Annotated in this window: 1 protein-coding gene; it reads left to right on the top strand. The window is 61.1% G+C overall.

Features of this window, described 5'->3' with window-relative positions; all coding sequences use genetic code 11:
- The first annotated feature begins 83 nt into the window (after positions 1–83).
- On the top strand, positions 84–851 hold the full coding sequence (locus tag DCO47_RS26835) for a sulfite exporter TauE/SafE family protein (RefSeq protein WP_116659287.1): 768 nt from the start codon (positions 84–86) through the stop codon (positions 849–851).
- Positions 852–959: the final 108 nt, after the last annotated feature.

Raw genomic sequence — 959 nt, 5'->3', positions numbered from 1 at the left:
CGACTGACACACCGCTATCGCGAGCAGGCTCACTCCTACAGGGGAATGGTAGAGTCAGCGCGGTTTTATAAGGGATGCGGACAATGAGCATGATGGAGCTGTTGGGCACATGGTCGTGGGGCGCTGGCGGTTGGGCGGTGATCGGGCTGGCCATTGCGCTGGCCTACATCGTGTTCGGCATCGCCGGTTTCGGCACGGCGCTGGTGGCGGGGCCGATTCTGATTCTGTTCATGCCGTTGTCGAAAATCGTGCCGCTGCTGGTGCTGCTGGATTTCGTCGCGGCATTCGGCAATCTGCTGCCCTCGCGGCGGGACGTCGCCAGGCCGGAATTGCTCCGGCTGCTGCCGTGCATGGCGATCGGCTGCACGCTGGGGGTGATCTTCCTGCTGAATCTGAAATCCGATCTGTTGCTGTTGTTGATGGGGCTGTTCATCAGCGCTTATGCGGTTTACAGCCTGTGGGTCAAAGCCCGGCCGACGCAGTTGTCAGCGGCGTGGGCGGTGCCGATGGGCACGGTGGGCGGGTTGTTCGGCGCTTTGTTTGGCCGCGGCGGTTTTCTCTATGCCATTTATCTCAACAGTCGTCTGCCCAAGGAAGCGGCGCGGGCCACGCAAAGTGCGCTGATCAGTTGCAGCACGGTGGTGCGTTTGAGCCTGTTCGCCATCGCCGGTGTATACGCCGAGCTACCCTTGTTGATGCTGGCCCTGTGTCTGTTGCCGGCCATGGCGCTGGGCTTGTGGATCGGCCGGCGGCTGACCCTGAGGTTGTCACGCGAGGCATTTGTGCGGCTGGTGACCTGGCTGGTGCTGGCCAGCGGGATTGCCTTGATCGTGCGCTATTTCAGCACTTGACCGGATTTCTTCAGGGATTAAGCTGCCGGCCGCAGTTTCCCTGTAGGAGTGAGCCTGCTCGCGATAGCAGTGCATCAATCAAAATTGGTGCGTCTGACCCACCGCTAT

This window comes from Pseudomonas sp. NDM, assembly GCF_003105095.1.
In the GTDB taxonomy this organism is placed as follows: domain Bacteria; phylum Pseudomonadota; class Gammaproteobacteria; order Pseudomonadales; family Pseudomonadaceae; genus Aquipseudomonas; species Aquipseudomonas moraviensis_A.
This window is presented reverse-complemented; position numbering and strand designations above follow the sequence as displayed.